General features: G+C 71.7%; 16 protein-coding genes. 3 read left to right on the forward strand and 13 right to left on the reverse strand.

The window, feature by feature from the left end; translation table 11 throughout:
- Window positions 1-8: 8 nt before the first annotated feature.
- The 3 genes from J2851_RS29615 to J2851_RS29625 are packed head-to-tail and all read right to left on the reverse strand — an operon-like array spanning window position 9 to window position 3,861.
- Window positions 9-2,348, reverse strand: coding sequence for a xanthine dehydrogenase family protein molybdopterin-binding subunit (locus J2851_RS29615; RefSeq protein WP_246501019.1), 2,340 nt, complete (start codon window positions 2,346-2,348; stop codon window positions 9-11).
- Entirely contained in the window at window positions 2,345-3,343 is a 999-nt protein-coding gene (locus J2851_RS29620; protein ID WP_209770952.1) for an FAD binding domain-containing protein, read from the reverse strand. Before J2851_RS29620 ends, J2851_RS29615 begins: the two co-directional genes overlap by 4 nt.
- Window positions 3,340-3,861, reverse strand: a complete 522-nt coding sequence (locus tag J2851_RS29625; RefSeq protein WP_209770955.1) for a 2Fe-2S iron-sulfur cluster-binding protein — start codon at window positions 3,859-3,861, stop codon at window positions 3,340-3,342. Before J2851_RS29625 ends, J2851_RS29620 begins: the two co-directional genes overlap by 4 nt.
- 355 nt (window positions 3,862-4,216) lie before the next feature.
- Here J2851_RS29625 and J2851_RS29630 point away from each other — a divergent pair, with 355 nt between their 5' ends.
- Window positions 4,217-4,600, forward strand: coding sequence for a DUF2231 domain-containing protein (locus tag J2851_RS29630; RefSeq protein ID WP_211114481.1), 384 nt, complete (start codon window positions 4,217-4,219; stop codon window positions 4,598-4,600).
- Window positions 4,597-5,961: a PQQ-dependent sugar dehydrogenase gene (locus J2851_RS29635; protein WP_209770958.1), complete on the forward strand. Its 1,365-nt coding sequence runs from the start codon at window positions 4,597-4,599 to the stop codon at window positions 5,959-5,961. Before J2851_RS29630 ends, J2851_RS29635 begins: the two co-directional genes overlap by 4 nt.
- A 27-nt stretch (window positions 5,962-5,988) precedes the next feature.
- Here J2851_RS29635 and pbpC read toward each other — a convergent pair whose 3' ends face one another.
- The 4 genes from pbpC to J2851_RS29655 form a co-directional block, all read right to left on the reverse strand.
- Window positions 5,989-8,037 (reverse strand): penicillin-binding protein 1C, encoded by a 2,049-nt coding sequence (gene pbpC / locus J2851_RS29640; protein WP_246501020.1) that lies wholly within the window; start codon window positions 8,035-8,037, stop codon window positions 5,989-5,991.
- A 182-nt stretch (window positions 8,038-8,219) separates the two neighbouring features.
- The gene (locus J2851_RS29645; protein WP_209770964.1) at window positions 8,220-13,451 is read right to left on the reverse strand and encodes an alpha-2-macroglobulin family protein; all 5,232 of its coding nucleotides are present in this window, start codon (window positions 13,449-13,451) and stop codon (window positions 8,220-8,222) included.
- Window positions 13,452-13,578: 127 nt separating this feature from the next.
- The gene (locus tag J2851_RS29650; protein ID WP_209770967.1) at window positions 13,579-14,652 is read right to left on the reverse strand and encodes an alpha/beta fold hydrolase; all 1,074 of its coding nucleotides are present in this window, start codon (window positions 14,650-14,652) and stop codon (window positions 13,579-13,581) included.
- A 248-nt stretch (window positions 14,653-14,900) separates the two neighbouring features.
- Window positions 14,901-16,526 (reverse strand): ABC-F family ATP-binding cassette domain-containing protein, encoded by a 1,626-nt coding sequence (locus tag J2851_RS29655; RefSeq protein WP_209770969.1) that lies wholly within the window; start codon window positions 16,524-16,526, stop codon window positions 14,901-14,903.
- Window positions 16,527-16,645: 119 nt separating this feature from the next.
- Here J2851_RS29655 and J2851_RS29660 point away from each other — a divergent pair, with 119 nt between their 5' ends.
- Window positions 16,646-17,287, forward strand: a complete 642-nt coding sequence (locus tag J2851_RS29660) for a TetR/AcrR family transcriptional regulator (protein WP_209770972.1) — start codon at window positions 16,646-16,648, stop codon at window positions 17,285-17,287.
- A gap of 22 nt (window positions 17,288-17,309) precedes the next feature.
- Here J2851_RS29660 and J2851_RS29665 read toward each other — a convergent pair whose 3' ends face one another.
- The 6 genes from J2851_RS29665 to J2851_RS29690 are packed head-to-tail and all read right to left on the reverse strand — an operon-like array spanning window position 17,310 to window position 24,800.
- Window positions 17,310-18,521: a M20 family metallopeptidase gene (locus J2851_RS29665; RefSeq protein WP_209770975.1), complete on the reverse strand. Its 1,212-nt coding sequence runs from the start codon at window positions 18,519-18,521 to the stop codon at window positions 17,310-17,312.
- A gap of 17 nt (window positions 18,522-18,538) precedes the next feature.
- Window positions 18,539-20,116 (reverse strand): nickel ABC transporter ATP-binding protein NikE, encoded by a 1,578-nt coding sequence (gene nikE, locus J2851_RS29670; RefSeq protein ID WP_209770978.1) that lies wholly within the window; start codon window positions 20,114-20,116, stop codon window positions 18,539-18,541.
- The gene (locus J2851_RS29675; protein WP_209770979.1) at window positions 20,113-20,943 is read right to left on the reverse strand and encodes an ABC transporter permease; all 831 of its coding nucleotides are present in this window, start codon (window positions 20,941-20,943) and stop codon (window positions 20,113-20,115) included. The genes nikE and J2851_RS29675 overlap by 4 nt, the downstream gene beginning before the upstream one ends.
- Complete coding sequence (locus J2851_RS29680) at window positions 20,936-21,883, reverse strand: ABC transporter permease (RefSeq protein WP_209770981.1); 948 nt, start codon at window positions 21,881-21,883, stop codon at window positions 20,936-20,938. The genes J2851_RS29675 and J2851_RS29680 overlap by 8 nt, the downstream gene beginning before the upstream one ends.
- Window positions 21,884-21,888: 5 nt before the next feature.
- Window positions 21,889-23,469, reverse strand: coding sequence for an ABC transporter substrate-binding protein (locus tag J2851_RS29685; protein WP_209770983.1), 1,581 nt, complete (start codon window positions 23,467-23,469; stop codon window positions 21,889-21,891).
- Window positions 23,466-24,800 (reverse strand): M20 family metallopeptidase, encoded by a 1,335-nt coding sequence (locus J2851_RS29690; protein WP_209770985.1) that lies wholly within the window; start codon window positions 24,798-24,800, stop codon window positions 23,466-23,468. The genes J2851_RS29685 and J2851_RS29690 overlap by 4 nt, the downstream gene beginning before the upstream one ends.
- Window positions 24,801-24,873 lie beyond the last annotated feature (73 nt).

Genomic DNA, 24,873 nt, shown 5'->3' on the forward strand with positions numbered 1-24,873 from the left:
GTGCAGGGCTACAGGAGCTTGTCGAGCGTGATCGGGAAGTCCCGCACCCGCCGGCCGGTGGCGTTGTAGATGGCGTTGGCGACGGCGGCGCCCGTTCCGGTGATGCCGATCTCGCCGATGCCGCGGGCGCCCATCGGGGCGTGCGGGTCCGGGATGTCGGTCCAGATCACGTCGATCTCCGGTACGTCCCGATGCACGGGCAGGTGATAGTCGGCGAGCGTCCGGTTCATGATCCGGCCCTTGCGCTCGTCGAACTGCGTCTCCTCCATCAGGGCCAGCCCAAGGCCCATGATGATGCCCCCGCGAAACTGGCTCGCCGCCGTCTTCGGGTTGAGGATGCGCCCGCAGTCGAAGGACCCCAGGAAGCGGCTGACCCGCGTCTCGCCGGTGACCGCGTTGACGCGCACCTCGCAGAACATCGCGCCGTGGGAGTGCATCGACCAGTGCATGGTTTCCAGCGGCATCGGCGCGCTGCCCTCCGCGGCCAGTTCGCTGCGCCCGGCCCGCCCCAGGATCGAGGCGTAGCTCTCGAAGCGGCCGGGCTCGTCCAGCTTGCGCAGGCCGGCGTCGGCGCTCTCCACCTCCTCGGCGCGGAGGCCGGCGAGCGGTGAGTCGTTGCCGGCGAGCTTCAGCAGTTCGCCGACCAGCTCCTGGTGGGCCATCATCACCGAAAGCCCGACCGACGCCGTCTGCTGCGACCCGCCGGCGAGGATGACGCCGGGCAGCGAGGAGTCGCCGTAGCGGACGGTCACCGCCTCCAGCGGCAGGCCGAGCCGGTCCGCGGCGACCTGCGCCTGGGCGGTCGCGGTGCCCATGCCCATCTCGTGCGCCGCGACGTCGACGCGCGCGCGGCCATCGGCGTCCAGCGTGATGCGTGCGGCGCCGCCGGGCATGCGGTGATAGGGGTAGGTCGCGGTGGCGCACCCCATGCCGACCAGCCACTCGCCCTCCCGCCTTGCGCGGGGCGTCGGGCTGCGCCGGTCCCAGCCGAACCGCTCGGCGCCGGCCCGGTAGGCCGCCACGATGTTGCGGGAGGAGAAGGGGCGTCCGGAAATGGGATCCTTGTCCGGCTCGTTGCGGATCCGCAGCTCGATGGGATCCAGGCCCAGCTGCTCGGCCAACTCGTCCATTGCGCATTCCAGCGCGACGGTGCCGACCGCCTCGCCGGGCGCGCGCATGAAGGTGTTGGCGACCATGTCGAGGTAGCAGGTCTGCACCTCCAGCGCGATGGTCTCCGACGCGTAGGCGCTCTGGGTCGGCAGGATGAAGGGCTCCGGCATCGGGCTGTGGCGCGTCTTCGGCGTCACCCCGCGGTGGATGATCGCCGTCAGGCGCCCGTCCGCATCGGCGCCCAGCGCCACCCGCTGCTCGGTCGGGCTGCGGCCGCCGACGATGCGGTAGACGCCCTCCCGCGACAGGGCGATGCGGACCGGCCGCCCCGCCAGCCGCGCCGCCGCCGCCGCGAGGACCTGGTGCTGCCACAGCCCCTTGGCGCCGAAGCCGCCGCCGACGAAGGGGGAGGTGACGTGGACCTGGCTCTCCTCCAGGCCGAAGATCTGCGCCATCGACCATGCGGTGTGCGCGACCGCCTGCGTGGCGTCGTGGACGAACAGCTCGTCGCCCCGCCAGGCCAGCGTCGCGGCGTGCGGCTCGATGGCGTTGTGGTTGTGGCCCGGCGTGCGGTAGACGACCTCGACCTTGTGGGCGGCGGCGGCCAGGGCCGCGTCGGCGTCGCCGACCACGGCGCGCAGCGGCTCGCCCATGAAGGTCCCGACCTCGCAGCCCCCAGCCGCTTGGGAGACCGTCGCCAGGGAGGTCGCCGCCGGTTCCTCCTCGTAGGCGATGCGGATCAGCGAGCGGGCGTGGTCGGCCTGCTCCTGCGTTTCGGCGAGCACCAGGGCCACCGGCTCGCCGTTCCAGCGCACCCGGTCGTCCTGCATGATCGGCGAATCGTCGCCCGCCGCCGCCTTGTCCCCGCTGAGGAAGCGCGGCGGCGGGTTGAGGCGCGGCGCGTTGCGGTGGGTCATCACCAGCACCACGCCGGGCGCCGCCTCGGCCGCGGCGGTGTCGATCGCGGCGATGCGCCCCTTTGCGATCGTGCTGTAGGCGAGTGCGGCGTAGGCCATGCCGTCCAGCGCGACCTCCGCTGCGAAGGGGGCCGCGCCCCGCACCTTCAGCGGACCGTCGACGCGGCTGACCGGCTTGCCGATGTGGCCGTGCTGGCGCCGGATCAACGGGTCGGGCCGCCCGCCCGGCATGAGGCTGTCGGGCGCCAGCTCTGCGGCCTTCTTCATCACCGCCTGCGCGACGCCCTGCACAGCTTCCTTGCCCTTATCAACGATGCTCATGCCCCGCCTCCCGTCACCTCAACCCCCGCCAACTCGCCGAGCACGGCGACGATCGTGCGCTGCGCCAGCTCGACCTTGAAGGTGTTGTCCCGCAGCGGCTCGGCCGCGGCGAGTTCCGCCGCCGCCGCCACGCGGAAGGCGGCCTCGGTCGCGGGCTGGCCGCGCAGCGCCTGCTCCGCCTTCGACGCGCGCCAGGGCTTGTGTGCGACGCCGCCCAGCGCCAGCCGCACGTCCGTCACGGTCCCATTCTCGACGGACAACGCCGCGGCGACCGAGACCAGGGCGAAGGCGTAGCTCGACCGGTCGCGGACCTTCCGGTAGGTGGAGCGTTCCGCGAGCGCGAGGGGCGGCAGTTCCACGGCCGTGATCAGGTCGCCGGGCAGCAGCACCGTGTCCAGGTCCGGCGCATCGCCGGGAAGCCGGTGCAGGTCGGCGAAGGGCAGCCGGCGTTCGCCGTCAGCGCTGCTCACATGCACGGTCGCGTCCAGGGCGGCCAGCGCCACGCACATGTCGGACGGGTGGGTCGCGACGCAGGACGGCGAGGCCCCGAGGATCGCGTGCATGCGGTTGAAGCCGTCGATGGCGTCGCAGCCCCGGCCCGGCTGCCGCTTGTTGCAGCGCGATCCCGCCCGGTCGTAGAAATAGGCGCAGCGCGTGCGCTGGAGGATGTTGCCCGCCACCGTCGCCATGTTGCGGATCTGCGGGGAGGCGCCGGCGACGATCGCGCGCGCCAGCATCGGGTAGCGGCGGCGGACCAGCCCATGCTCCGCCAGCGCCGTGTTGCGCACGGCGGCGCCGATCAGCAGCCCGCCGCCGTCGGTCTCGGTGATCCCGGCCGACAGGCCGGTGACGTCCACGAGCGTCCCCGGTCGCTCGATGGTTTCGCGCATCAAGTCGACCAGGTTGGTGCCGCCGCCGAGATACTTGGCGTCGGCGCCGGAGTGCCGAACCGCCGCGTCCGCGTCGGCCGCCCGCACATAGCTGAAGGGTGTCATTCCGCGGCCTCCCGGTGGGTCTCCGCCCCGTAGGTCTCAGCGATCGCGTCCATGATGCCGTTGTGCGCGCCGCAGCGGCACAGGTTGCCGCTCATCCGCTCGCGCAGCTCGTCCCGGCTGCACGGAATCGCGGTCGCGGCGAGGTCGGCGGTGACGTGGCTGGGCACCCCGCGCCGCAACTCCTCGATCATGCCGACGGCCGAACAGATCTGGCCGGGCGTGCAATAGCCGCACTGGAAGCCGTCATGCTCGATGAAGGCTTGCTGAAGCGGGTGCAGCGCGCCCTCGTCGCCCAAGCCCTCGATCGTGGTGACGGAACGCCCCTCATACTGCACGGCGAGCGCAAGGCAGGAGAGGATGCGCTGGCCGTCCACCAGCACCGTGCAGGCCCCGCAGGCCCCCTGGTCGCAGCCCTTCTTGGTGCCGGACAGATGGAGCCCTTCCCGAAGCAGGTCGAGCAGGGACACGCGCGGATCATCCGGCAACTCCACGTCGGTCCCATTCACGATGACGCCCATCCGTTCCTCCCCTCCAGCCGGTGGCGGCCGATACCGACCGGCCGCCGTCTGGACGGGGTAACACCCGATCGCCGCCTTCGTGCCCGGTACGGGACCCTCTGTAACGGCGTTGTGATCTCCGCGCGCTTCGCCCGGAACCATCCTTGTGCGTCCGCATTATGAGTCTTGAACACTAATTCGCGCGTGCTTGGGCACGCCGGTTCCTTCGAATTCGCGTTTGGGCTTCGGCGGAAGCGGCGCACCCGGTGCGTTGACGCAGGGCCCCGTCGCGCAAGGAGACAACGCTGTGGCTGCCGTCATCGATGAAAGACCGCATTACAGGCCGGATCATCGGCCGGTAAGGAGCATCCATCCCTTGCACGCGGTGCTGCTCGCCGCCACCATCCCCCTGTTCCTGGGTGGCCTGCTCAGCGACATCGCCTACTATTCGAACTACGATGTCCAGTGGAACAACTTTGCCGCCTGGCTGATCGCGGGCGGCATGGTCTTCACCGGGCTCGCGCTTCTGTCGTCGCTCATCGACCTGTTCCGCGCCCGCGGGCGCCGGAAGCAGGCGCTTTTCACCGTCGTCCTGCTGCTCGTCACCTTCGCGCTCGGCCTCGTCAACTCGTTCGTGCACGTGCGGGACGCCTACGGAACCATGCCGGACGGCCTGATCCTGTCGGCGGTCGTCACCGTGGCCGCCATCCTGGCGACCTGGGTCGGCTTCTCCAGCCTTCGCACGGGAGTGACGCCATGAACCGGTCCAGCCTGCTGGCCGCCGCAGCGCTTGCAAGCCTGCTGACCGCCTGCGATAACAGCGATCCGGGCAGCGATCCGGGCAGCGATCCGGGTCCGTCGGCGTACGGCGCCAACCCGCAGCTGCCGGAGCAGGAGCACGGGCTGCTTCCCAGCATGAAGATCGCCGAACCCGCGCAATGGGGCGGCAAGAAGCCGACCGTGCCGGACGGCTTCACCGTCACGGCCATCGCCACCGACCTCGGCATCCCGCGCCAGACCCTCGTCCTGCCCAACGGCGACATCCTGGTCGCCGAGGGGAGGGGCGGCGGGGCACCGCCGCTGCGGCCGAAGGACTTCATCGCCGGCATCATCAAGGCCAAGGGGACGACGTCGGTCAAGAGCGGCAACCGCCTGACCCTGCTGCGGGACAAGGACGGCGACGGCGTGTACGAGGAACGCACCGTCTTCGCCGACAAGCTCAACGCCCCCTACGGGCTGGCCCTGGTGAACGACCAGCTCTACGTCGCGAACCAGGACGCGCTGGTGCGCTTCTCCTACCACGAGGGGCAGACCCGCGCCGACGGGCCGCCGGTCAAGGTCACCGACCTGCCGTCCTACATCAACCACCACTGGACCAAGTCGCTGGCCGCCAGCGCGGACGGGCGCTTCCTCTACGTCGGCATCGGCTCCAACAGCAACATCACGGAACGCGGCATGCCCGCGGAGGCGGACCGGGCGATGATCTGGGAGATCGATGCCCAGACCGGCGCGCACCGGCCCTACGCCACCGGCATCCGCAACCCCACCGCGCTTGCCATCCAGCCGGGGACGGGCAAGCTGTGGGCAGTGGTGAACGAGCGCGACGAACTCGGGCCCAACCTCGTTCCCGACTATCTCACGTCGGTCCGCGACGGCGCCTTCTACGGTTGGCCCTACAGCTATTGGGGCCAGAACGTCGATCCACGCGTCCAGCCGCAGGATCCGCAGAAGGTCGCCTCGGCGATCCAGCCGGACTACAGCCTGGGCGCGCACGTCGCCGCACTCGGCGTGGCCTTCTCCGTACCGGCGATGGGCGGGCGCTTCGCCGACGGCGTGTTCGTCGGGGAGCATGGCAGCTGGAACCGGAACGTGCCCAGCGGCTACAAGGTGGTCTTCGTCCCCTTCCGCGACGGCGCCCCCGCCGGTCCCCCGGTCGACGTCGTGACCGGATTCCGCGGCGACGACGGCAAGACCTACGGCCGGCCCGTCGGCGTCACCGTCGACCCGAAGGGTGCCCTGATCGTCGCCGACGACCTCTCGAACACGATCTGGCGCGTCACGTCCAACAACCGAACGCCCACCGCCGAAGCGCCCTCGCGCCCGGACACGGCAAAGCCTTAAGGACGGCCGGACCGGCCGGCCGCCGCCTCAGCGGATCTCCACCGTCGCGCTGTCGCTGCGCCCGTCGGCGTCCAGCACGGTGATCCGCACGGTGCCGGCCCCGCCCGGCGTCCAGTCGATGTCGCGGCGGATCGGCGTCACCGCGACGCGCCGCCCGTCAACCAGCCAGGACAGCGGCCGGCGCCCGCCCGTGGCGGTCAGGGTCAGCGCGTCGGCCTGCCCGTCCGGGCCCAGCGCCTCCAGCACCATGTCGTTGGACGGGAAAACGAGGCGCGGCGGGTCGGGCTGGCGCGGCCCGGCGGCCAGGGCCGGCTCCCCGGCGTTCAGGCGGCGGAGCAGCGCCGGCGGCGCGGTCCCGGCGGGGAGCGGCCCGGCCGGCCGGCCGCGGTCGCGCGGCAGCAGGTCGTAGACGCGGTAGAGCAGGGGGGCCGCCGTGTTGCGGCCATAGCGGTCGGGGCTGGGCGTGCCGTCCGGTCGCCCGACCCAGACGCCGACGGTGAAGCGCTCTGTCACGCCGAAGGCCCAGGCGTCGCGGAAGCCGTAGCTGGTCCCCGTCTTCAGCGCGATGGGGCCGAGCGCCTGCTGCCCCTGGTCCTGCACCACCCCGGTGGGCGGCGGCGCCCCCTCCAGGATGGCGCGCACCTGCTGCGCGGCGGCGGGGGACAGCAGCCGGTTCGAGGCACCCTCGGGCGCGGTGGGATCGGCGCGCAGCGGCGCCACCATGCCGTCGCGCGCCAGCCCGGCGTAGAGCGCCGCCATGTCCAGCAGGCTGATCGAGGCGCCGCCCAGCGCCACGGGCAGGCCCGGCTCCGCCGTGCCCGGTGGCATCACCAGCGTGGCGCCGGCCCGCCGCAGGGCCTCGGTGAAGCGCATCGGCCCGACGCGGTCCAGCACCAGCACCGCCGGCACGTTCAGGGAGCGCTGCAACGCCTCCGCAATGGTCAGGTCGCCGCTGAAGCCGCGGTCGAAGTTGCGCGGGGCGTAGGCGCCGAAGCGGGTGGACACGTCGGCCACCTGGGTCAGCGGGTGGATCAGCCCCTCGTCGAAGCCCAGACCGTAGATGAAGGGCTTCAGCGCCGACCCCGGCGAGCGCACCGCCCGCACCATGTCGATCGGCCCCTGCCGCCGCTCGTCCAGGAAATCCGGGCTGCCGACCCAGGTGAGGACGCTGCGCGTCCGGTTGTCCACCACCAGCACGGCGAGGCCGGCGCGCTCGTGCAGGGTCTCGGCCTCGCGCCGCGTCATCGCCTCGACGGCGCGTTGCAGGACCCCGTCGAGCGTGCTCGCCACCACCGCCTGGCCGGGATGGGCGCCGCGCAGCGCGTCGGCCAGATGGGGGGCGGAGGCGGGCAGGGGAAGCTTGGCGGCGGGCACCGGATCCTGCTTCGCCTCCGCCGCCGCGCGCGGCGACAGGGCCCCGGCCAGCACCGCGCGGTCCAGCACCTTGTCGCGCGCCGCCCGCGCCCGCTCCGCCGCCCGGTCCGGCCGCAGCAGGGACGGCGCCTGCGGCAGGGCGACCAGCAGGGCGGCCTCGGCCGGGGGCAGCTCCGTCGGCGGCTTGCCGAACAGGGTCAGGGAGGCGGCGCGGATCCCCTCCACATTGCCGCCATAGGGGGCCAGCGTCAGGTACATGCCCAGGATGGCCCGCTTGTCGTAGCGCCATTCCAGCTGCGCCGCCCGCGCCATCTCGATCAGCTTGGACCTCAGCGTGCGCGGCCGCGGCTCCAGCAGGCGGGCCACCTGCATGGTCAGGGTCGACGCGCCGGAAACCACGCGCCCCGCCGTCAGGTTCTGCCCCGCCGCCCGCAGCACGGCCAGCGGGTCGACACCGGGATGGTTGGCGAAGCGCCGGTCCTCGTAGGCCAGCAGCAGATCGACAAAGGCCGGCGCCACCTGGTCCGCCGTCGCGGGCAGGCGCCAAGCCCCGGCCTTGTTGGTGAAGACGCGCAGCGGCTCGCCCGCCCGGTCGGTGACGGTGACCGACAGATCCTGCAACCGCTGCAACGGCGGTGGAAACAGCGCGTCGAGGGCGAGGAGGGCGGCGGCGAGGGTGCCCGTAGCAAGGATCGCAACCAAAAAGCCCCTCGCCCCTTGGGGGAGAGGGGTTGGGGTGAGGGGTACGTTACGGGCGGCAGCCCGGAAAAAATCCCGTATTGCAGCCGATTTCGATGCATCCGGCCGGCTTGCGCCGGCGCCACCCTCACCCCAACCCCTCTCCCCTCGAGGGAGAGGGGCTTTTTGCGGCGTTTCCTTTCCCATCACATCGCCGGCTTCACCGCGATCCGCCCGGCGGCTTGGCGGGCGAAGAAGCGGGGCTTGTACATGTCCTCGACCGAGGCGCCGGGCAGTTCGTAGCTTCCCGGCGTCACCGCCCGCACCAGGAAGGCCAGCTTGAAGGTTTGCGGGCCATTCTCAGGGCCGCCCTCCGCGATGTCGACCGCCGCCGTGAAGCGGTCGTCGCGCGACTCAAAGCTGTTGGGGACGGACAGGTCGGTCAGCCACTCGAAGTCGCTGGTGCCCCCGGCGCCGAAGCGCGGGTTCTCGATCTCCCAGCCGGCCGGCAGCGGGTGGGTCACGGCGAGCTGGTGGAACAGCTTGGTCGTCGATTCCCCCTCCAGAACCACCAGGAACACGTCGTTCTGGCGGATCTCGTCCAGGTTCACCGGGCTGCCGTCCTTGTGGAAGAAGTTGCGCTTGATGCGCAGCCCCTCGCGCGCCGCCGGGGCTGGGATGGTGGGCACGCCGGACAGCGACACCGCCTGCCAGACCGCCGCCTTGCCGGCGTTGCCGACCGGCAGACCGCCGGCGAGCTGCGCCGCGGTTGGCGTCAGGTCGACCCGGGCTCCACTGCGCTTGACGCCGCCGGGAAGCGCCAGCTCCACGGGGCCGGGGCTGCCGCGCAGAAGCGCGTCGGCGGCCAGCACCGCCCAGGCCTTCTCCTGCGTGTTGGTCCGGTTCGCCGCGGTGGCGGAGGCCGGCAGCCGGTCCAGCAGGGCCGGCAGGCGGTTGCCGAGCATGTTGACCTCCGCGGCGATCGCGATCAGCGCCGCCGCGTCGCGGGTGGTGGAGCCGTAGTCGGCGCGCCACTCGTTGCGCGCCAGCCGCGCGACCGCGGAATCGAAGGCGCTGTTCGCCCGCTCCGTGTCGCCCATGCGGGCCAGCGCGGCACCCAGCTGTCCCTTGGCGAGCGGGGTCGGCAGTTGCTCCAGCGCCGTGTCGTGCAGGTAGCGCGCCGGCCCCGGCAGCGCAATGCCGCCCAGCGCCAGGACGTGCAGGGCGTAGGCGCGCGCCGCCAGATCCTCCGGCCCGCCGGCGCTGGCGATGGCCCGCTGGCGCAGCCAGCCGAGCGCGTCGGCCAGCGGCTTGTCCGGCACGGGGTTGCCCTTCTCCCGCGCGCGGATCAGGAACTCCGTCGCGTAGGCGGTGAGCCAGGGGTCGGAATCCTCATAGGCGCTCCACAGGCCGAAGCTGCCGTCGAAGCGCTGGCGGTCCAGCGTGCGGGCCACCGCCTGCTGGATGCGCGATTCCAGACCGTCGTCCGGCTTGCGATCCGCACCGAGCGCAAGCTCCACGTCGCGCACCGCCAGCAGGGGCAGGGCGCGGCTGATGGTCTGCTCCGAACAGCCGAAGGGATAGCGGTCCAGCGCCCGCAGGATGCCCGCCACGTCGAAGGGCGGGGCCGTGCTGAAGCTGACCGACAGGCCCGTGGTCCCCGGCACGAAGGCCGCGAGCTGCACGCCATCGATGCGCACCTGCTCGCCGGGCGCCAGCTGGCTGGTGGTGAACTGCGTCTCCACCGGGCGGGCCGGCCGCACGGTGATGGCGGTGTCGTGCGACAGCGTCCGGCCGTCCGGCCCGGTCACCGACAGCGCGATGTGGCCGATGCCGGCGGACACGCCCTTCAGCGGCAGGACCAGCGATTTGCGCTCGCCCTTCGCCAAGGGGACGGACTGCTGGCCGCCCTCCACCGCCACGGCGTCGCGCCCTTCGACGGTGACCGCGTAGGCGCCCTCCGCCCCCTCCACGTTGTGGAGGTTGAGGGTGACGCGGCTTTCGTCGCCGGGGGCGAGGAAGCGGGGCGTGATGGCGTCGGCCACCAGCGGGTCGCGGACAGTCAGGGCTTGCGCGGCCGACCCGACCCGGCGGCTGCTGTAGGCCACGGCCATCAGCCGCAGTTCCCCGTTGAAGTCGGGGATGTCCAGGCGGATGCGGGCGGTGCCGTCGGCGCCGACCTTGACCGGCCCCTTGAACAGCGACACCACCGTGAAGGGCACCACCGGCAGGCCAGCCCCGCTGGAATCGCCGCCCTGGCGCAGCGCGCCGAAGGGGCCGTCCAGCGCGTCGATCAGCCGGCCGTAGTCGTCGCGGATGTCCAGCCCCAGCATACGCTTGCCGAAGAAATGCTTGCCCGGCTGCGGGCTGGCGAAGTCGGTCAGGCGCAGGATGCCCTCGTCCACCGCGGCCAGCGTGACGTAGGCGTCGTCCAGCGTCCCCGCCGCGGCGGCGACCTTCACCCCGACCTCCACGGACCCGCGCGGCGTGATCACCGCGGGGGCGTCGAGCGCCACGTCGAGCGTGCGCACCGCCGGATTGATGCCGAGCCAGGCGAGACCGATGGCGCGCACCGGCTGCCGTTCCCGCCCCTTGACCGGCGGGCGGTAGGCGGTGGCGGTGACGTAGGCGCCGGGACCCCAGGTCGGGTCCACCTTGACCTCGACGGTCGTGCCCTCGGCCGGGACCGACAGGGTGCGGACGTCGAGCAGCCGGTCGGTGGCGACGGTCAGCAGGACCTCGCCCGCGAAGGGCGGCGTGATCTTCAGCCGCGCCGTCTCGCCGGGAGCGTAGGTTGGCTTGTCGGCGGTGACCTCCAGCTTGTCCGGCGTGCTGCCGTTGTCCTCACTGGTCTGCCAGCCCGACGCGAAGCGGACGGAGCTGGCGACGCGCGCCGCCTTGTCCGTCACCTCCAGCCGGTAGCGGCCGAAGTCGCGCTTGCCGACCGACAGCACCGCCGGCTTGTCCGCCGCGACGCCGACCGTGCCGGACGTGATCGGCACGTCGCGGGTCACCGCCGTGTAGCTGACGCGACCGCCCTGCCGGTACCACTGGAAGGTGACGCGCTCCTCCACCAGTTCCCAGCTGAGATTCTGCTTGGGCAGCGGCGTGCCGTCGGGGGCTACGGCGACGAGGTCGAACAGGGCCTCCTGGCCCTCCCCGATATGGCCGTCGCGGAACTGCGGGCGCAGGCCGATGGCGTAGGATGCGCTGCGCACCGGCACGGTCACCGACGCGCGCGCCGGCCGGCCGCCGGGCTCCGCCAGGGTCACGCGGATCTCGGCGCGCAGGGGGCGGGTGGTGTCCGGCAGGCCGGGCAGGGCGACCGAAATGCGCGACTTGCCCTCCGCGTCGGTGGTCGGGAACTCCAGCGTCTCCAGCCGGCTGTTCACCGTTTCCTGGGCGAGGCCGAAGCGGTAGTCCTTGAAGGCCGGGTAGGGCATCGGGTCGGGCTGGAGCGCCACCTCCGCGGTGCCGTCAAGCCCGGCGGCCGGCGGGCCGTAGAGGAAGCGGCCGCTCGCCACCACCTCGAAGGGCTCCCCAATGGTCAGGACCGGGGCCGATGGGGCGACGTCCAGCGCCAGCTTCAGCGGCACGAAATCCTCGACCTGGAAGCTGGCGCGGCCCACCGGCTCCCCCTTCGGGTCGCTGTAGACCAGCACCTGCCAGCCGCCGAGCGGCGCCGTCTTCGACAGGGCCAGCGGCAGGAAGAAGCCGCCCGCCGGATGGGCGGGGGCTTGTCCGGAATAGTATTCGGTCCCGCTCGGCCGCAGCACCTTGACGGTCAGCGGGAAGTTCTCCACCGCGTCCGTCTTGTCGTCGCGCAGCAGGATGCCGAGGTTGACGGTCTCGCCTTGCCGGTAGACGCCGCGGTCGGTGTAGACGAAGGCGTCCATCGGCCCCGGCGCCGCCCGTCCGCCGACCCCGCGGTCGGACAGGTCGAAGGCGGCGCTGGTCAGGTCCAGCATGGCGAAGTCGCCGCCGGCGTAGGCCATGGCCATTTCCGGCATGTTGCCGCCGCGGTTGCGCACGACGCCCGGCGGGAAGGTGGCGCGGCCCATCGCGTCGGTGGTGACGCGCGCCAGCTCCGCGTTGTTGCGGGCGACCAGCGCCACCTCCACCCCCGGCATCGGCTTGGCGGTGCCGTAGGAGCGGGCGAAGACCGTGATGCCGTCTGCCCCGCGCAGGCTGGTCAGGCCGATGTCCGACACGACCACCCATTGGGTGGCAAGGTCGGACCACTCCTCCGCCCGCTCCACGTCCGCCGGTTCGGCGGTGACGGCGTAGAGGCCGGGCTTCGGCGCGTCGCCCGCCGCTTGGCGGAAGGGCAGGGCCGTGGTGGTCTCCTTGTTGCGCTCGCCTTTTGTTTCCAGCGTGCCCTTCCACACCAGCTCGCCGCGCTGGTCGGCCAGGACCTCGGCGGCGCTGCCGGTCAAGGGGGTGAACAGGCGCCCGTCCTGCGATCCGGGGACGAGGTTGCGGTCGGCGATGCGGTAGACCGCGACGTTCAGTTTTTCGGCGTTGACGCTGACCACCGGGATGCCGTCCGCCCCGCTGCGCGGCAGGATGAAGGCGCTGCCGCGGAAGGCGGCCATGGCCGGCCGGTCGGGGACGCGCACGCGCTGCGTCTCGTCGGCCTTCAGCAGCACGCCGTCCTCGCCGGGCAGTCCCTGGCGCAGCGTGACCGTATAGCCGTTGCCGTGGGTGAAGCCACGCAGGCAGAGGTCGCGGTCGCGCGTTTCCACCGCCACGCGGGTCGGCGGCTCGATCCGCAGGAAATCGTCGAAGCGCAGCCCGCGCTTGGTGCTCAGCGCGTCGGAGAAGGTGAAGCAGACCCGCGGCGCCTCGTCCTCCGGGTTGACGCGGACGGCGCGCAGCGACAGCCCGACCTTCTGGCGCAGCGCCAGCACCCGCCCGTCCAGGCCCGGCGCGCGGGCATCCAACAGGGGCTTGTCCAGCGTCGGCGCCATCGCCTGGATGTCGCGCAGGACCCGCACCGCCTCCTCCGGCTTGCCGAAGGGACCTTCCAGCAGGTCGGCCATGCGCCACAGGGCGGCGACGCGGTCCTCGTCCTTGCCGCCCTCGGCGGTGTAGGCGAGCCGGGCGGCCTGGAGCGCGCGCTCCTTGTTGGGGCTGGGCTGGGCCATCCAGGCGTTGCTGAGGTCCAGCCACACCGAGGGGCTGCCGGCGCCCAGCGTGATCGCCTGCTCGAACTTCGGCACGGCCGCGGCGCCGTTGCCCTGCTGGAGGAGCGACCGCGCCTGCTTCAGCGCATCGGCCCGCTGCTGCGCGCTCGGCTGCGGCGGCGCCTTGGCGCGCAGGGACTGCGCGTAGGCCGCGGCCTCGTTGCCGAGGCCCGGCGGCACATACTCCGCCCGCACCGGCGGGCTCGCGACAACGACACAGAGGACGAGGAGAAGCGCAAGCAGCCGGGCCATGGACATCACCCTTCTTCGCGGGGGCGTTAACACGCCTTAACCAAAGCCTGGGTGTTATAGCCGAGCAATCCAGCGCTGGCGAGCGGCGTTGCCTTCTCTTTGGTGTGGGCCCTCCTTCAGGCGACGTTTAAAATTTTGCGACGTCGAGCACCGCCTGGGCGAAGGCCTGCGGCGCCTCCTGCGGCAGGTTGTGACCGATGCCGCCGGTGATCAGCCGGTGCTCATAGCGGCCGGTGAACTTCTTGGCGTAGACAGCCGGATCCGGGTGCGGGGCGCCGTTCGCGTCGCCTTCCATCGTGATCGTCGGCACCGCGATGGCCGGGAAGGTGGCGAGCGTCTTCTCAAGCGCGTCGTACTGCGGCTCGCCCTCCGCGAGGCCCAGCCGCCAGCGGTAATTGTGGATGGAGATCGCGACATGGTCGGGATTGTCGAAGGCGGGGGCCGACCGCGCGAAGGTCGCGTCGTCGAAGGCCCATTTCGGCGAGGCCAGCTCCCAGATCAGGCGGGCGAAGTCGCGCGTGTATTTGGCGTAGCCGTCCCGGCCGCGGTCGGTCGCGAAGTAATACTGATACCACCACTGCAACTCGGCCTTGGGCGGCAGCGGCATCCGGTTCAGCTCCTGGCTGCCGATGAGGTAGCCGCTGACCGACACCATGGCCTTGCAGCGCTCCGGCCAGAGCGCCGCCACGATGTTGGCGGTCCGGGCGCCCCAGTCGCAGCCGGCGACGACCGCCTTTTCGATCGTCAGGGCGTCCATCAGCGCGATGGCGTCGGCGGCGATGGCCGCCTGCTGGCCGTTCCGGCGCGTGTCGTCCGACAGGAACCGCGTCGTGCCGTAGCCCCGCAGGTAGGGGACGATGACCCGGTAGCCCGCCGCCGCGAGGATGGGGGCCACCTCCACATAGCTGTGGATGTCGTAGGGCCATCCGTGCAGCAGGAGCACCGGCGGGCCGTCGGCGGGGCCGTCCTCGGCATAGCCGACGTTCAGCGGACCGGCGTTGACCTGCTTCAGGGCCTTGAAGGCGGTTGCTCCGCCACCCGCCGCCGGGCGGGGCGCTGGCGTTTCCGCCGACAAGGCCGGCGCGGCGGTCACGCCGAATCCGGCCGCGGCGACGCCCAAAGCGGCCGTGCCGATAAACCGGCGCCGCCCCCGGTCCACGCTGTCCGCGGCGGGCGTTCCCGCAACGCTGTTCTCTGCCATCGATCCCTCCATGACTGCATCAACCACACCCACAGATTCCGACGCCGATGTATCTCCAGCATGTTCGGGCGGCGGAAATTTGAAAGCCTCTGTACCGGCGGGCCGCCCGGATACAGTGGGATACAATGTCTCCCCGGCGGGGGGCCGCGTCGCCTCTCCCGACTTTGAAATCCCCTCTCCCCTCTGGGGAGAGGGTTAGGGTGAGGGGGTTGTGCTTGTGCCGGACGTCCCAAGATGGCCGGACCCCCTCACCCTGCCCTCTCCCCAGAGGGGAGAGGGTTGAACGGCGCCGGAGGTAGGCTGAGGTCCAGGCGCCGGCCGACCCCCAGGTTGGCGAGGAAGGCTTCGTCGTGGCTGACCAGCAGGAGCGCGCCGTCGTAGGACGCCAGCCCCGCCTCCACGGCTTCGATCGACTCCACGTCCAGATGGTTGGTCGGCTCGTCGAGCAGCAGCAGCGACGGCGGTTGCGGCCCGCCCAGCGCGCAGGCGAGCCCGGCGCGCAGCGTCTGCCCTCCGCTCAAGGTGCCGACCGGCTGGAGTGCCGCGTCCGCCCGGAACAGGAAGCGGGCGAGGGTGGCCCGGCAGGCGTTCTCGCTCGCACCGGGGTTGAGGCGCAGGAAGTTGTCCAGGATGGAGGCCGCGGGGTCGAGGATGCCCACGCGCTGGTCGAGCATGGCGAAGCCCACGGCGACGGACACCGTTCCCCGGATGGGCGTGATCCGGCCGGCGATCAGGTTCAGAAGCGTCGTCTTGCCCGATCCGTTCGGCCCGACGACGGCGACGCGCTCCGGCCCGACCATGGACAGGGACAGGTCGCGGATGACCGGATGCTCGGCGTCGTATCCGGCGGTGACGCCGTCCAGGCGCAGGACCGTCCGGTTCGCCGGAAGCCCGGTCGGCGGCAGCGTCACCGACAGATCCCGGAGGATTTCGATGCGGGACCGCGCCGCCTCCACCGCCGCCCCAGCCTCGGCCCGCTGGCGCCCGGCCAGCTTGGCGGCGTCGCCCCGGCTGGCTTCGGCGCGGTTCTTCCGGCCACCCAGCAGGATGCGGGGCAGGTCGCCGCGGTCGCCCTTCCGCGACCCGGCGGCGTCGCGGCGGTCCTTCCGCTCCGCCGCGCGCTGCGCCCTGCGGTCGACCTCCGCCGCCGTCTTCTCCGCATGCGCCAGATCCTGCCGCGCCGCCGCCAGCTCGGCCGCCTTGCGCTCCCGGTAGAGGGTCCAGTTGCCGCCATAGCGGGCCGCGCCCAGCGACGTCAGCTCGACGATGGCGTCCATCCGGTCGAGCAGCGCGCGGTCGTGGCTGACCACGATGGCCCCGGCCCGCCATCCGGCGAGCAGCGACGCCACCGCCTCCCGCCCGTCGCGGTCGAGGTTGTTCGTCGGCTCGTCGAGCAGCAGGACGTCCGGCTCGGCGAAGACCGCGGCGGCGAGGCTGGCGCGCGTCCGCTGGCCCCCGGACAGTTCCGCAAGCCGCGTGTCCGGCCCGGCGTCCAGCCCGACACGCCCCAGCGCCGCCGCGATGCGCTCCGCCAGCGTCCAGTCGGCCCCGGCCAACTCGTCGGCGTCGGCAAGGCCGGCCTCGGCCCGGCGCAGGGTGGCCAGCGCCGCCGTCGCGCCGAACAGGTCGGCCACGGTTTCCCGCTCCCCGGGCTGGACCACCTGCTTCAGGACGCCCAGCGTGCCATTGACCGAGATGTTGCCGGACAGCGGCCGAAGCTCCCCGGCGATCAGCTTCAGCAGCGTGGTCTTGCCGGTTCCGTTGCGCCCGACCAGCCCCGTGCGCTCCCGCCCGAAGGCGAGGTCGAGATCGGACAGGACGCGGCGGCCGTCGGGCGTCGACCAGGACAGCCGGGTCAGGGTGATGGACGCCATGCCTGGGGACCTCGTTGAAACCGGAATAACAGCACGGTATGGTGCTGATATCAGAGGTCGGCGGAAAACGCAACGGTATCGTGCCGTTTCGATCCGTTCCGCTTTCGAAAGGACTGTGCATGGAAGCCGGCGCACGCAAGCCCGGGGGCAAATTGGGAGGACGGCCGACCCGGGAACAGGCGGCGGCCATCGACGCGCAGGTCCTGGACGGGGCGCGCTCCGTCTTTTGCCGCAAGGGCGTCGCGAACAGCTCGGTGGAGGAGATCGCCCTGGAACTGGGCGTGTCGAAGCACACGATCTACCGCCGCTACCCCAATAAGGCGGCGCTGCTCGACGCCGTGGTCGCGCGCGACATCGGCCGGTTCCGCCAAGCCCTGTCCTCGGCCGCCGCCGAGGGGACAGGACCTTTGGACGCGTTGCGGCGCGCGGCGTTGCGCTACGTCGAGATCGGGTCGTCGCGCGACTACGCGGCCTTCTACCTGTCCGTCAGCGCGGAGGCGGCCTTGTCGCCAACGTTGCGCGCGAGGCTGGCGGCTTGGTCGGGGGAGGCGCTGGCGCCCCTGGTCGAGGCCGTCGCGTCGGCGCAAGCGGCGGGCGCGCTCCGCCCCGGCGACCCGGCCGGGGCCTGCGGGATCCTCGTGGATTTGCTGGAAGGCGTGAACAACCGCATCCGCCTCGGCGACGGGCCACCGGCCGACCCGTCGCTCCTTCAGCGGCTGTTCGACGAACGCTGGACGGTCTTCACCGCGGCGCTGGGCTGACCGCTCCGCGCGAGGGAACGCCTCAGCCGCAGATCTCCAGGATCGTCAGCATGTAGACGCGGATCATGTCGAGGTAGTCATCGATGTCCACGCGCTCGTCCGGCATGGTGTTGTAGCGGCCGCCGGGGCCGCAGACGACGCCCTCCATGCCCCCGGAATGCAGCAGGTGCCCGGCGTCGGTGCCGTAGAATCCCGGCGGGGTGATGGCGCCGGTCGGCTGCTCCGTCCCGCGCACCGCGCGGTAGGCCGTGTTGATGGCCTGGACGATCGGGCTGGTCTTCGCCACCTCGAAGGTCGGCATGGTCGGGGTGCCGCGCTGGTTGTCGGACAGCACCGTCGCCTTCAGGCCGGGGAAGCGTGCCTCCAGCGCGTCCAGCTCGCGGCGCAGGTCGGCGAGCACGCCCTCTTCCGTCTGGCCGGTCGCGTAGCGGGCGGAGCCCTTCAGCCGCACGAAGTCGGCGACCTGCGGCGGGCGCCATTCGTGCAGGTCCTTGCCCAGCGCGCCGTGCACCACGCCGACATGGACGCGGTTGATCTTCTCATGCTCCGGCGAGCGGGCGCCCGACAGCTTCATGGCGGTCATGCGGGGGATCAGGTCGCAGGCGGCCAGGATGGCGTCCACCGCCTCCTCCCGCTTCGACAGGTGGCGGGTGTCGCCGACCAGCTCGATCACGAAGGACAGCGCCGCCGCGTGCATGGTCATGGCCTGCAGGTCGGTCGGTTCGCTGTTGACGAAATAGTCGGCGCGCAGCCCCTGCTCCATCAGGGCGTAGGTGCCGATGCCGCCCTGAAGCTCCCCCACCACATAGGTCAGGATGACGTCGCCGCGCAGCGTCACGCCGGCCTCGATCAGCGTCTTGACCGCGCAGAAATAGGCGGCGTCGCCCGCCTTCATGTTGGAGCAGCCGATGCCGTAGATGAAGCGGTCGTCGATCTTCCCGCCCCAGGGATCGACGGTCCAGCCCTCCGTCACCGGGTTGGTATCGATGTGGCCGTTGAACAGCAGGCTCTTGCCGCCGCCGGTGCCGGACCAGCGGCCGACGGCGTTGACCCGGTCGCCGGGGACGGGGGTCAGCTCCGCCGCTAGCCCGATGCCGGCCATGGCATCCTTCATGAAGGCGGCCAGCGCGCGCTCGCCGTCGGTCTGGCTGTAGCTTTTGTGCTGGACCATCCGGGCGAGGAACGCCAGGGCGGCGTCCGTGTCCAGGCGGTCGAGAAGGGCTTTCTTGTCCATATCGGAAATCCTTGGCCTCAGCCGACGGGGGTGGGGGACGCGGCGATCAGGTCGCGCGTGTAGGGGTGGACGTGTTCCGCGTCGATGGCGTCGATGGGGAGCAGGTCGACCAGCTCGCCCCCGCGCATCACGGCGATGCGGTGGGCGATCTGGCGGATCAGGTTCAGGTCATGGGTGATGAACAGGTAGGCGGTCCCGGTCTCCGCCCGCAGCGTGAGCAGAAGCTCGATGATCGAGGCCTGGACCGACACGTCGAGCGGGGCGGTGATCTCGTCGCAGATGACCAGCGACGGCTTGGCCGCGAAGGCGCGGGCGATGGCGACGCGCTGCTTCTGCCCGCCGGAGAGCTGGTGCGGCCAGCGGTCGGCGAAGCTCGCGGGCAGGCGCACCTGCTCCAGCAGCCGGCCCACGTCCGAAACGTTGCCGCCGAACAGGCGCAGCGGCCGGGCCAGGATCTCGCCGACCTTCTGGCGCGGGTTCAAGGAGCTGTCCGGGTGCTGGAAGACGATCTGCACGGCGCGGCGGTACTGGCGGTCCATGGCGCGCCCCGCGGCGATGGGCCGGCCGTCGAAGCGGATGGAGCCGCTGAAGTCGGCCAACCCGGTCAGCGCCCGCGCGATGGAGGATTTTCCGGAGCCGGATTCGCCGACCACGCCCAGGATTTCGCCTGCGCGCACGTTGAATCCCACGGCCTGGGTGGCCGGCGGCGGGGCCGGGCGGAACAGGCGGCGGCGGGCGTAGCGGACGGAGATGTCCTGGGCCGCCAGCAGCACCCGCTCCCCCGGCTGGTCGTGGACGAGGCGGCGTTCCGGCCGCGGCACGGCGTCGACGAGGATTTGCGTCTCCGGGTGCTGCGGCGCGCGGAAGATGCGGTCGGCCGGGGCCTCCTCCACCAGTTTCCCGTGCTTCATCACCGCCACCCGGTCGGCCACGCGCGAGACCAGCGCGAGGTCGTGGGAGATGTAGAGGGCGGCCACCCCCGTCTCCGCCCGCAGGCGGGTGAACAGCTCCAGGATCCGCGCGCCGGTGATGACGTCCAGCGCGGTGGTCGGCTCGTCGAAGACGATCAGCTCCGGCCGGCAGCCGAAGGCGGTGGCGATCAGGATGCGCTGCTTCTCGCCGCCCGAGATTTCGTGCGGGTAGCGCTTCATCAGCGCCTCGGGGTTGCGCAGCTCCACATGGCCGAGCAATGCCAGCGCCTCCGTCCAGGCCTCCGCCTGACTAAGGCCGCGGGTGATGACCAGCGTTTCCGTGATCTGGCGGCCGACGGGTAGGGTGGGGTTCAGGGAGGTGGACGGGTCCTGGAACACCATCCCGATGCGCCGCCCGCGCACGCGGGTGAGATCCCGGCCGGGCAGGGCGCGCAGGTCGGTGTCGCCCAGGCGGATGTCGCCGGACACCTCCCGCGCGTTCTTCGGCAGGTGGCGCATGATCGCCCAGGCCAGCGAGCTTTTGCCGGAGCCGGACTCGCCGACGAGGCCCAGCACCTCCCCCGGCGCGATGTCGAGGGCGATGTCCTGCAACACGCGGACGGGGCCGCCCGCGGTCAGGTAATCGAGCGTGTAGTTGCGGATGGACAGGACCGGAGTCGTCATCGTTCGTTCCGCGGGTTCATGGCGTCGCGCAGCCCGTCGCCGAGCAGGTTGAAGGCGATGGCGGTCACCGCGATGGCGATCGACGGCGCGATCAGGATCCAGGGCGCCTGATGGACGTACTGGCGCGCGTCGGCCACCATCAGCCCCCATTCCGACGCCGGCGGCTGCGCGCCGAGGCCGAGGAAGCTGAGCGTGGCGAACAGCATCACCGCGAAGGACACGCGGATGGTCGTCTCGATCACCACCGGGGCCATGACGTTGGGCAGCATCTCGCGAAAGACGATCCAGGACCCGCGCTCGCCGCGCACGATGGCCGCCTTGACATAGTCCTGGTTGCGCACGTTGAGCGCGACGGACCGCGTGACGCGGGCCATGCCCGGCGCGAAGGCGACGGCGATGGCGACCATGGCGTTGGTGGCGCCGTTGCCCAACGTGCTGACCAGCAGAAGCGCCAGCAGCAGGCCGGGCACCGCCATCACCGCGTCGATGGTGCGCATGATCGCCTCGTCCCAGCGCCCGCCGAGATAGGCCGACGCCGTCCCCACCACCGAGCCGATGACCGTGCCGAGCAGGGTCGCCGCCAGCGCCATGGGGATGGTGGAGCGCGCGCCGACCAGCAGCCGGCTCAGCACGTCGCGGCCGAGCTGGTCGGCGCCGAACCAGTTCTCCGCCCCCGCCGGGCGGAAGCGGCCAAGGAAGTCGATCTTCTCCGGGTCTTGCGGGGCCAGCCACGGGCCGAACAGGCAGACCGCCGCCAGGACGAGCAGGAGCAGCAGCCCGATGGCGCCCTGCGGCGTGCGCACGAGGCGTCGCAGGAGGTCAGTCATAGCGGATTCTCTTGTCGAGGAAGGCGTAGGCGACGTCGGCCAGCGTGTTGGCGACGGCGTAGGTCGCCGACATGATCAGCGCCCCGGCCTGGATGGAGGGCAGGTCGCGCGCGGTGATCGCCACCATCAGCTGCCGCCCGATGCCGGGGATGGCGAAGATCTCCTCGATGACGATGATGCCGCCCAGCAGGTAGCCGACGTCCAGCGCCACGATGGTCACCACGGGCAGCAGCGCGTTGCGCAGGGCGTGGCGCGTCAGCACGGTCCGCTCCGGCAGTCCCTTCAGCCGGGCGGCGCGGACATAGTCGCTGTGCAGCACGTCCAGCGTCTCCGACCGGACCATGCGGGAGACGTGGGCCACCAGGATCACCGACGCGGTCAGCACCGGCAAGGCGAGGTGCCGGACGGCCCCCCACGGGTCCTCGAAGGGGGAGACGTAGCCGGTCGCCGGCAGCCATTGCAGCGTGTCGGCCAGCAGCATGGCGAACAGCGTCGCCGTCACGAACTCCGGAAAGGCGACGCCGAGGTAGGAGACGAGGCTGGTCAGCGTGTCGGCCAGCTTGCCCTGCCGCACCGCCGCCACGACGCCCAGCGGCACCGCGACCACCAGCATCAGCGCGATGGCGGCGAAGGCCAGCAGGAGGGAGCGGCCGAGTGCGGCCACCATCTCCGGCCCGACCGGCTGGCCGGTCCGCATGGACAGGCCGAAGTCCCCGGTGACGGCGTGCCCGACCCAGCGCAGATACTGCATCCAGATCGGGTCGCCCAGGCCCAGCCGGTCGCGGATGGCGGCCAGCGCGTCGGCGGTCGCGTTCTCGCCCAGCAGGGTCACCGCCGCGTCGGCCGGCAGCACCTGGGTGATGCCGAAGACCAGGACCGACACGACGAACACCGTGTAGACGATCAGCAGCAGCCGCCGCAGAATCCAGGACAGCGACACCGGCCTCAGCCCCGCTTCGGTGCGTCGGCGCCGAGCGACACGAAGTCGAGGCGGAAGACCGAGCCGCGCGGGTGCAGGCCATAGCCCTGGACATAGGTGCGCTGGGCGGCCAGCAGGTCGAAGAAGACCGGGATGACCGACGGGATCTCCTCGTGCATCAGCTGCTGCGCCTTGGCGTAGAGCGCCTGCCGCTCCGCCTCGTCGGTCTTGGTGCGGGCCTCGGCCACCAGCGCGTCGAAGGCCGTGTTGTTCCAGCGCGTCTCGTTCCACGCCGCGTCGGAGGTGTAGAGCAGCGAGAAGATGGCGTCGGCCGTCGCCTGCATGTTGTAGAAGCCGACGTAGAAATTGCCCTTCTTCCACACCTGGTCCAGGTATGTGGCGTGCGGCATCGTCTGCACCTGGATGCGGAAGCCGGCGGCCTTGGCCATCTCGCGGATCGCGACGGCGAGGTCGGTGCGGGTCCCCGGCTTGTCCGACGCGATCAGCGTCAGGTCCACGCCGTTGGGGTAGCCGGCCTCGGCCAGCAGCTTCTTGGCCTGGGCGACGTCCGCCTTGCGTAGCGGCATCTCCTTGTGGAAGTGGTAGGCCGGGCTGACCGGTGAATCGTTGCCGGGCGTGCCGTAGCCGCCGGCGACGAAACCGACCATGGCGTCGCGGTCGATGGTCAGCGCCAGCGCCTTGCGCACGCGCACGTCGGAGAAGGGCTTCTGGTCGCAGCCCATGTTGACGTTCAGGAACTGGCCCGACGGCACGCGCAGCGCCTTCACGCCCGACGCCTTGCCCAGCCGCTGGAACTCGCCGGGGGCGGTCGCCATCATCAGGTCGGTGTCGCCGGAGATGAGGGCCGAGGCCTCCGCCGTGCGGTCGGGATAGACCAGCACCTCCACCCGGTCCACATAGGGGCGCGCCGGGTCGTAGTAGGCGGGGTTGCGCTCCACCACGATCTTGCGGTCCGGCTCGAAGGAGACGAGCTTGAACGGGCCGGTGCCGATGGCGGTGCGCGACAGGCTGTCCAGGTCGCCCTCGATCACCGCCGCGGGGATGATGCGGGCGTTGGTGTAGGCGAGCGTCACCGGCAGGTCGGCGAAGGGCGACTGCAGGCGGATCAGGACGGTGCGGTCGTCGCGGGCCACCACCTCCTTGATCGGGCCGACGTTGGTGCGGGCGGGCGAGGCGGTCTTGGGGTCGAGGATGGCGGTGAATGTCGCCACCACGTCCTTGGCCGTGCAGGGCGACCCGTCATGGAAGGTCAGGCCCGGGCGCAGCGTGAAGGTCCATTCGGTCAGGCTGGCGTCCGGGCTCCAGGACTCGGCAAGGTCCGGCTCCGCCGTCATTTCCGGGCCGAGGCGGGTCAGGCCGGAATAAAGCAGCTCCGCCACCAGATATTCCGGGTTCACGCGGGTGCGCAGCGGGTGGATGACGCTGGCCGCCTGATCGACGGAAATGCGCAGCACGCCGCCGCGCTTCGGCGCGGCCGTTTGGGCCAGCGCCGAGCTGGCCGGGCCGAGCAGAACGGTGCCGGAGGACAGGGCGCAGACGGCGGCGGCGGTGCCGCTAAGAAAGAGCCGGCGGGTCACGGGGATCATCGAACGAACTCCTTCTGAGTGGTGGGGGACGCGTCGGCAGCGTTTTCAGGAATGAGATCCGGGGCGAAGCCGGCCGCGAGGTAGGCGAGCACGCTCTTCGCCAGGGCGACGATGTCGGTCAGCGTGGTGTGCTCGTCGGGGGAATGGATGTGCCGGTCCGGGCGGCCGAGGCCGGTCAGCAGCACCTCCTGCATGCCGGTGCGCTGCACCCAGCCGAAGTCGGAGCAGCTCGACGCACCCCAGGCGCGGAACTCCTCCGGCCGGTAGCCGAAGCCAGTGGACAGGGCGGCCTGCCAGCGCAGCCAGTGCGGGCCGGTCGGGTCCGAGGTCGGGGCGAGATGGCCGACGAGGTGGGTTTCGACCTGCACGCTGGGGGAGGCCGCCTTCACCGGCGCCATGGCCGCGGCGATGGCGTCGGTGATCTCGGCATAGGCGTCCTCGAACCGCTCCTCCGGCGCGTAGCGGCGCGACACCAGGATCTCGAACAGCGACGGGACCTGCCCGCCGGCCGTACCGCCGTTCGCGGCGGCGATGTCCAGCCGCGCGGTCAGCGGGCCGTTCGCCGTGGGCGGGGCCGGCAGGGCGGAGGTGCGGGCGGCAACGGTGGGCTTCAGCGCGGCCAGCGCCTGGAGCGCCGGCAAAGCGGCCTCGATGGCGTTGACGCCGGCGCCGCTGTTGTTGCCCTCGCCCGCGTGGACCGTGTGGCCGTGGATGCGGACCAGCAGGTTGAACAGGCCGAAGCAGCCGGCCCAGATGCGCGGGGCGGCGCTGCCGTTGAAGTTCAGCACGTGGCCCTTCAGCAGCCCCAGCTCCGCCAGATAACGCACGCCGGGATACAGCCCGCCTTCCTCGTCGGTGCAGAACAGCAACATCGGGTCGTAAGCGAGATCCAGGCCGCTGGCCTGCGCGGCGCGCAGCGCCAGCAGGACCGCGACGATGGTCCCCTTCATGTCCGCCGCCCCCAGCCCGTAGAGCCGGTCGCCCTCGCGCGTCAGGGCCAGTGGATCGCGCGTCCAGCCGGGGGCGGCCGGAACGGTGTCCACGTGGAAGTAGAGCCCGAGAACGGGCTTGCCCGTCTCGCGCTCCCCGATGAGATTGGTGCGCCGGCCCTTCGCCCAATTGCCGGGAGCCGCCCACAGCGCCTCCGGCACCACGACGCGCTGGGACCGGAAGCCCAGCGGGGCGATCAGCTCGTCCATCAGGTCGGCGAAGGCGTCGTAGCCGGCGCCGGGAGGAAAGGAGGTGTCGATGGCGATCATGCGCGCGAAGTCGGCGACGGCACCCTCCGCCGCGCGCTCGATCCAGGCCATCGCTCCATCGAGGCTATTCATGGAACATACCGGGCATGGCATCCACCGGGCTATTTCTATATTCTATAAAGAAATAGACGGCCGGACAGACACT

The sequence above is a fragment of the Azospirillum rugosum genome, assembly GCF_017876155.1.
GTDB classification, from domain to species: domain Bacteria; phylum Pseudomonadota; class Alphaproteobacteria; order Azospirillales; family Azospirillaceae; genus Azospirillum; species Azospirillum rugosum.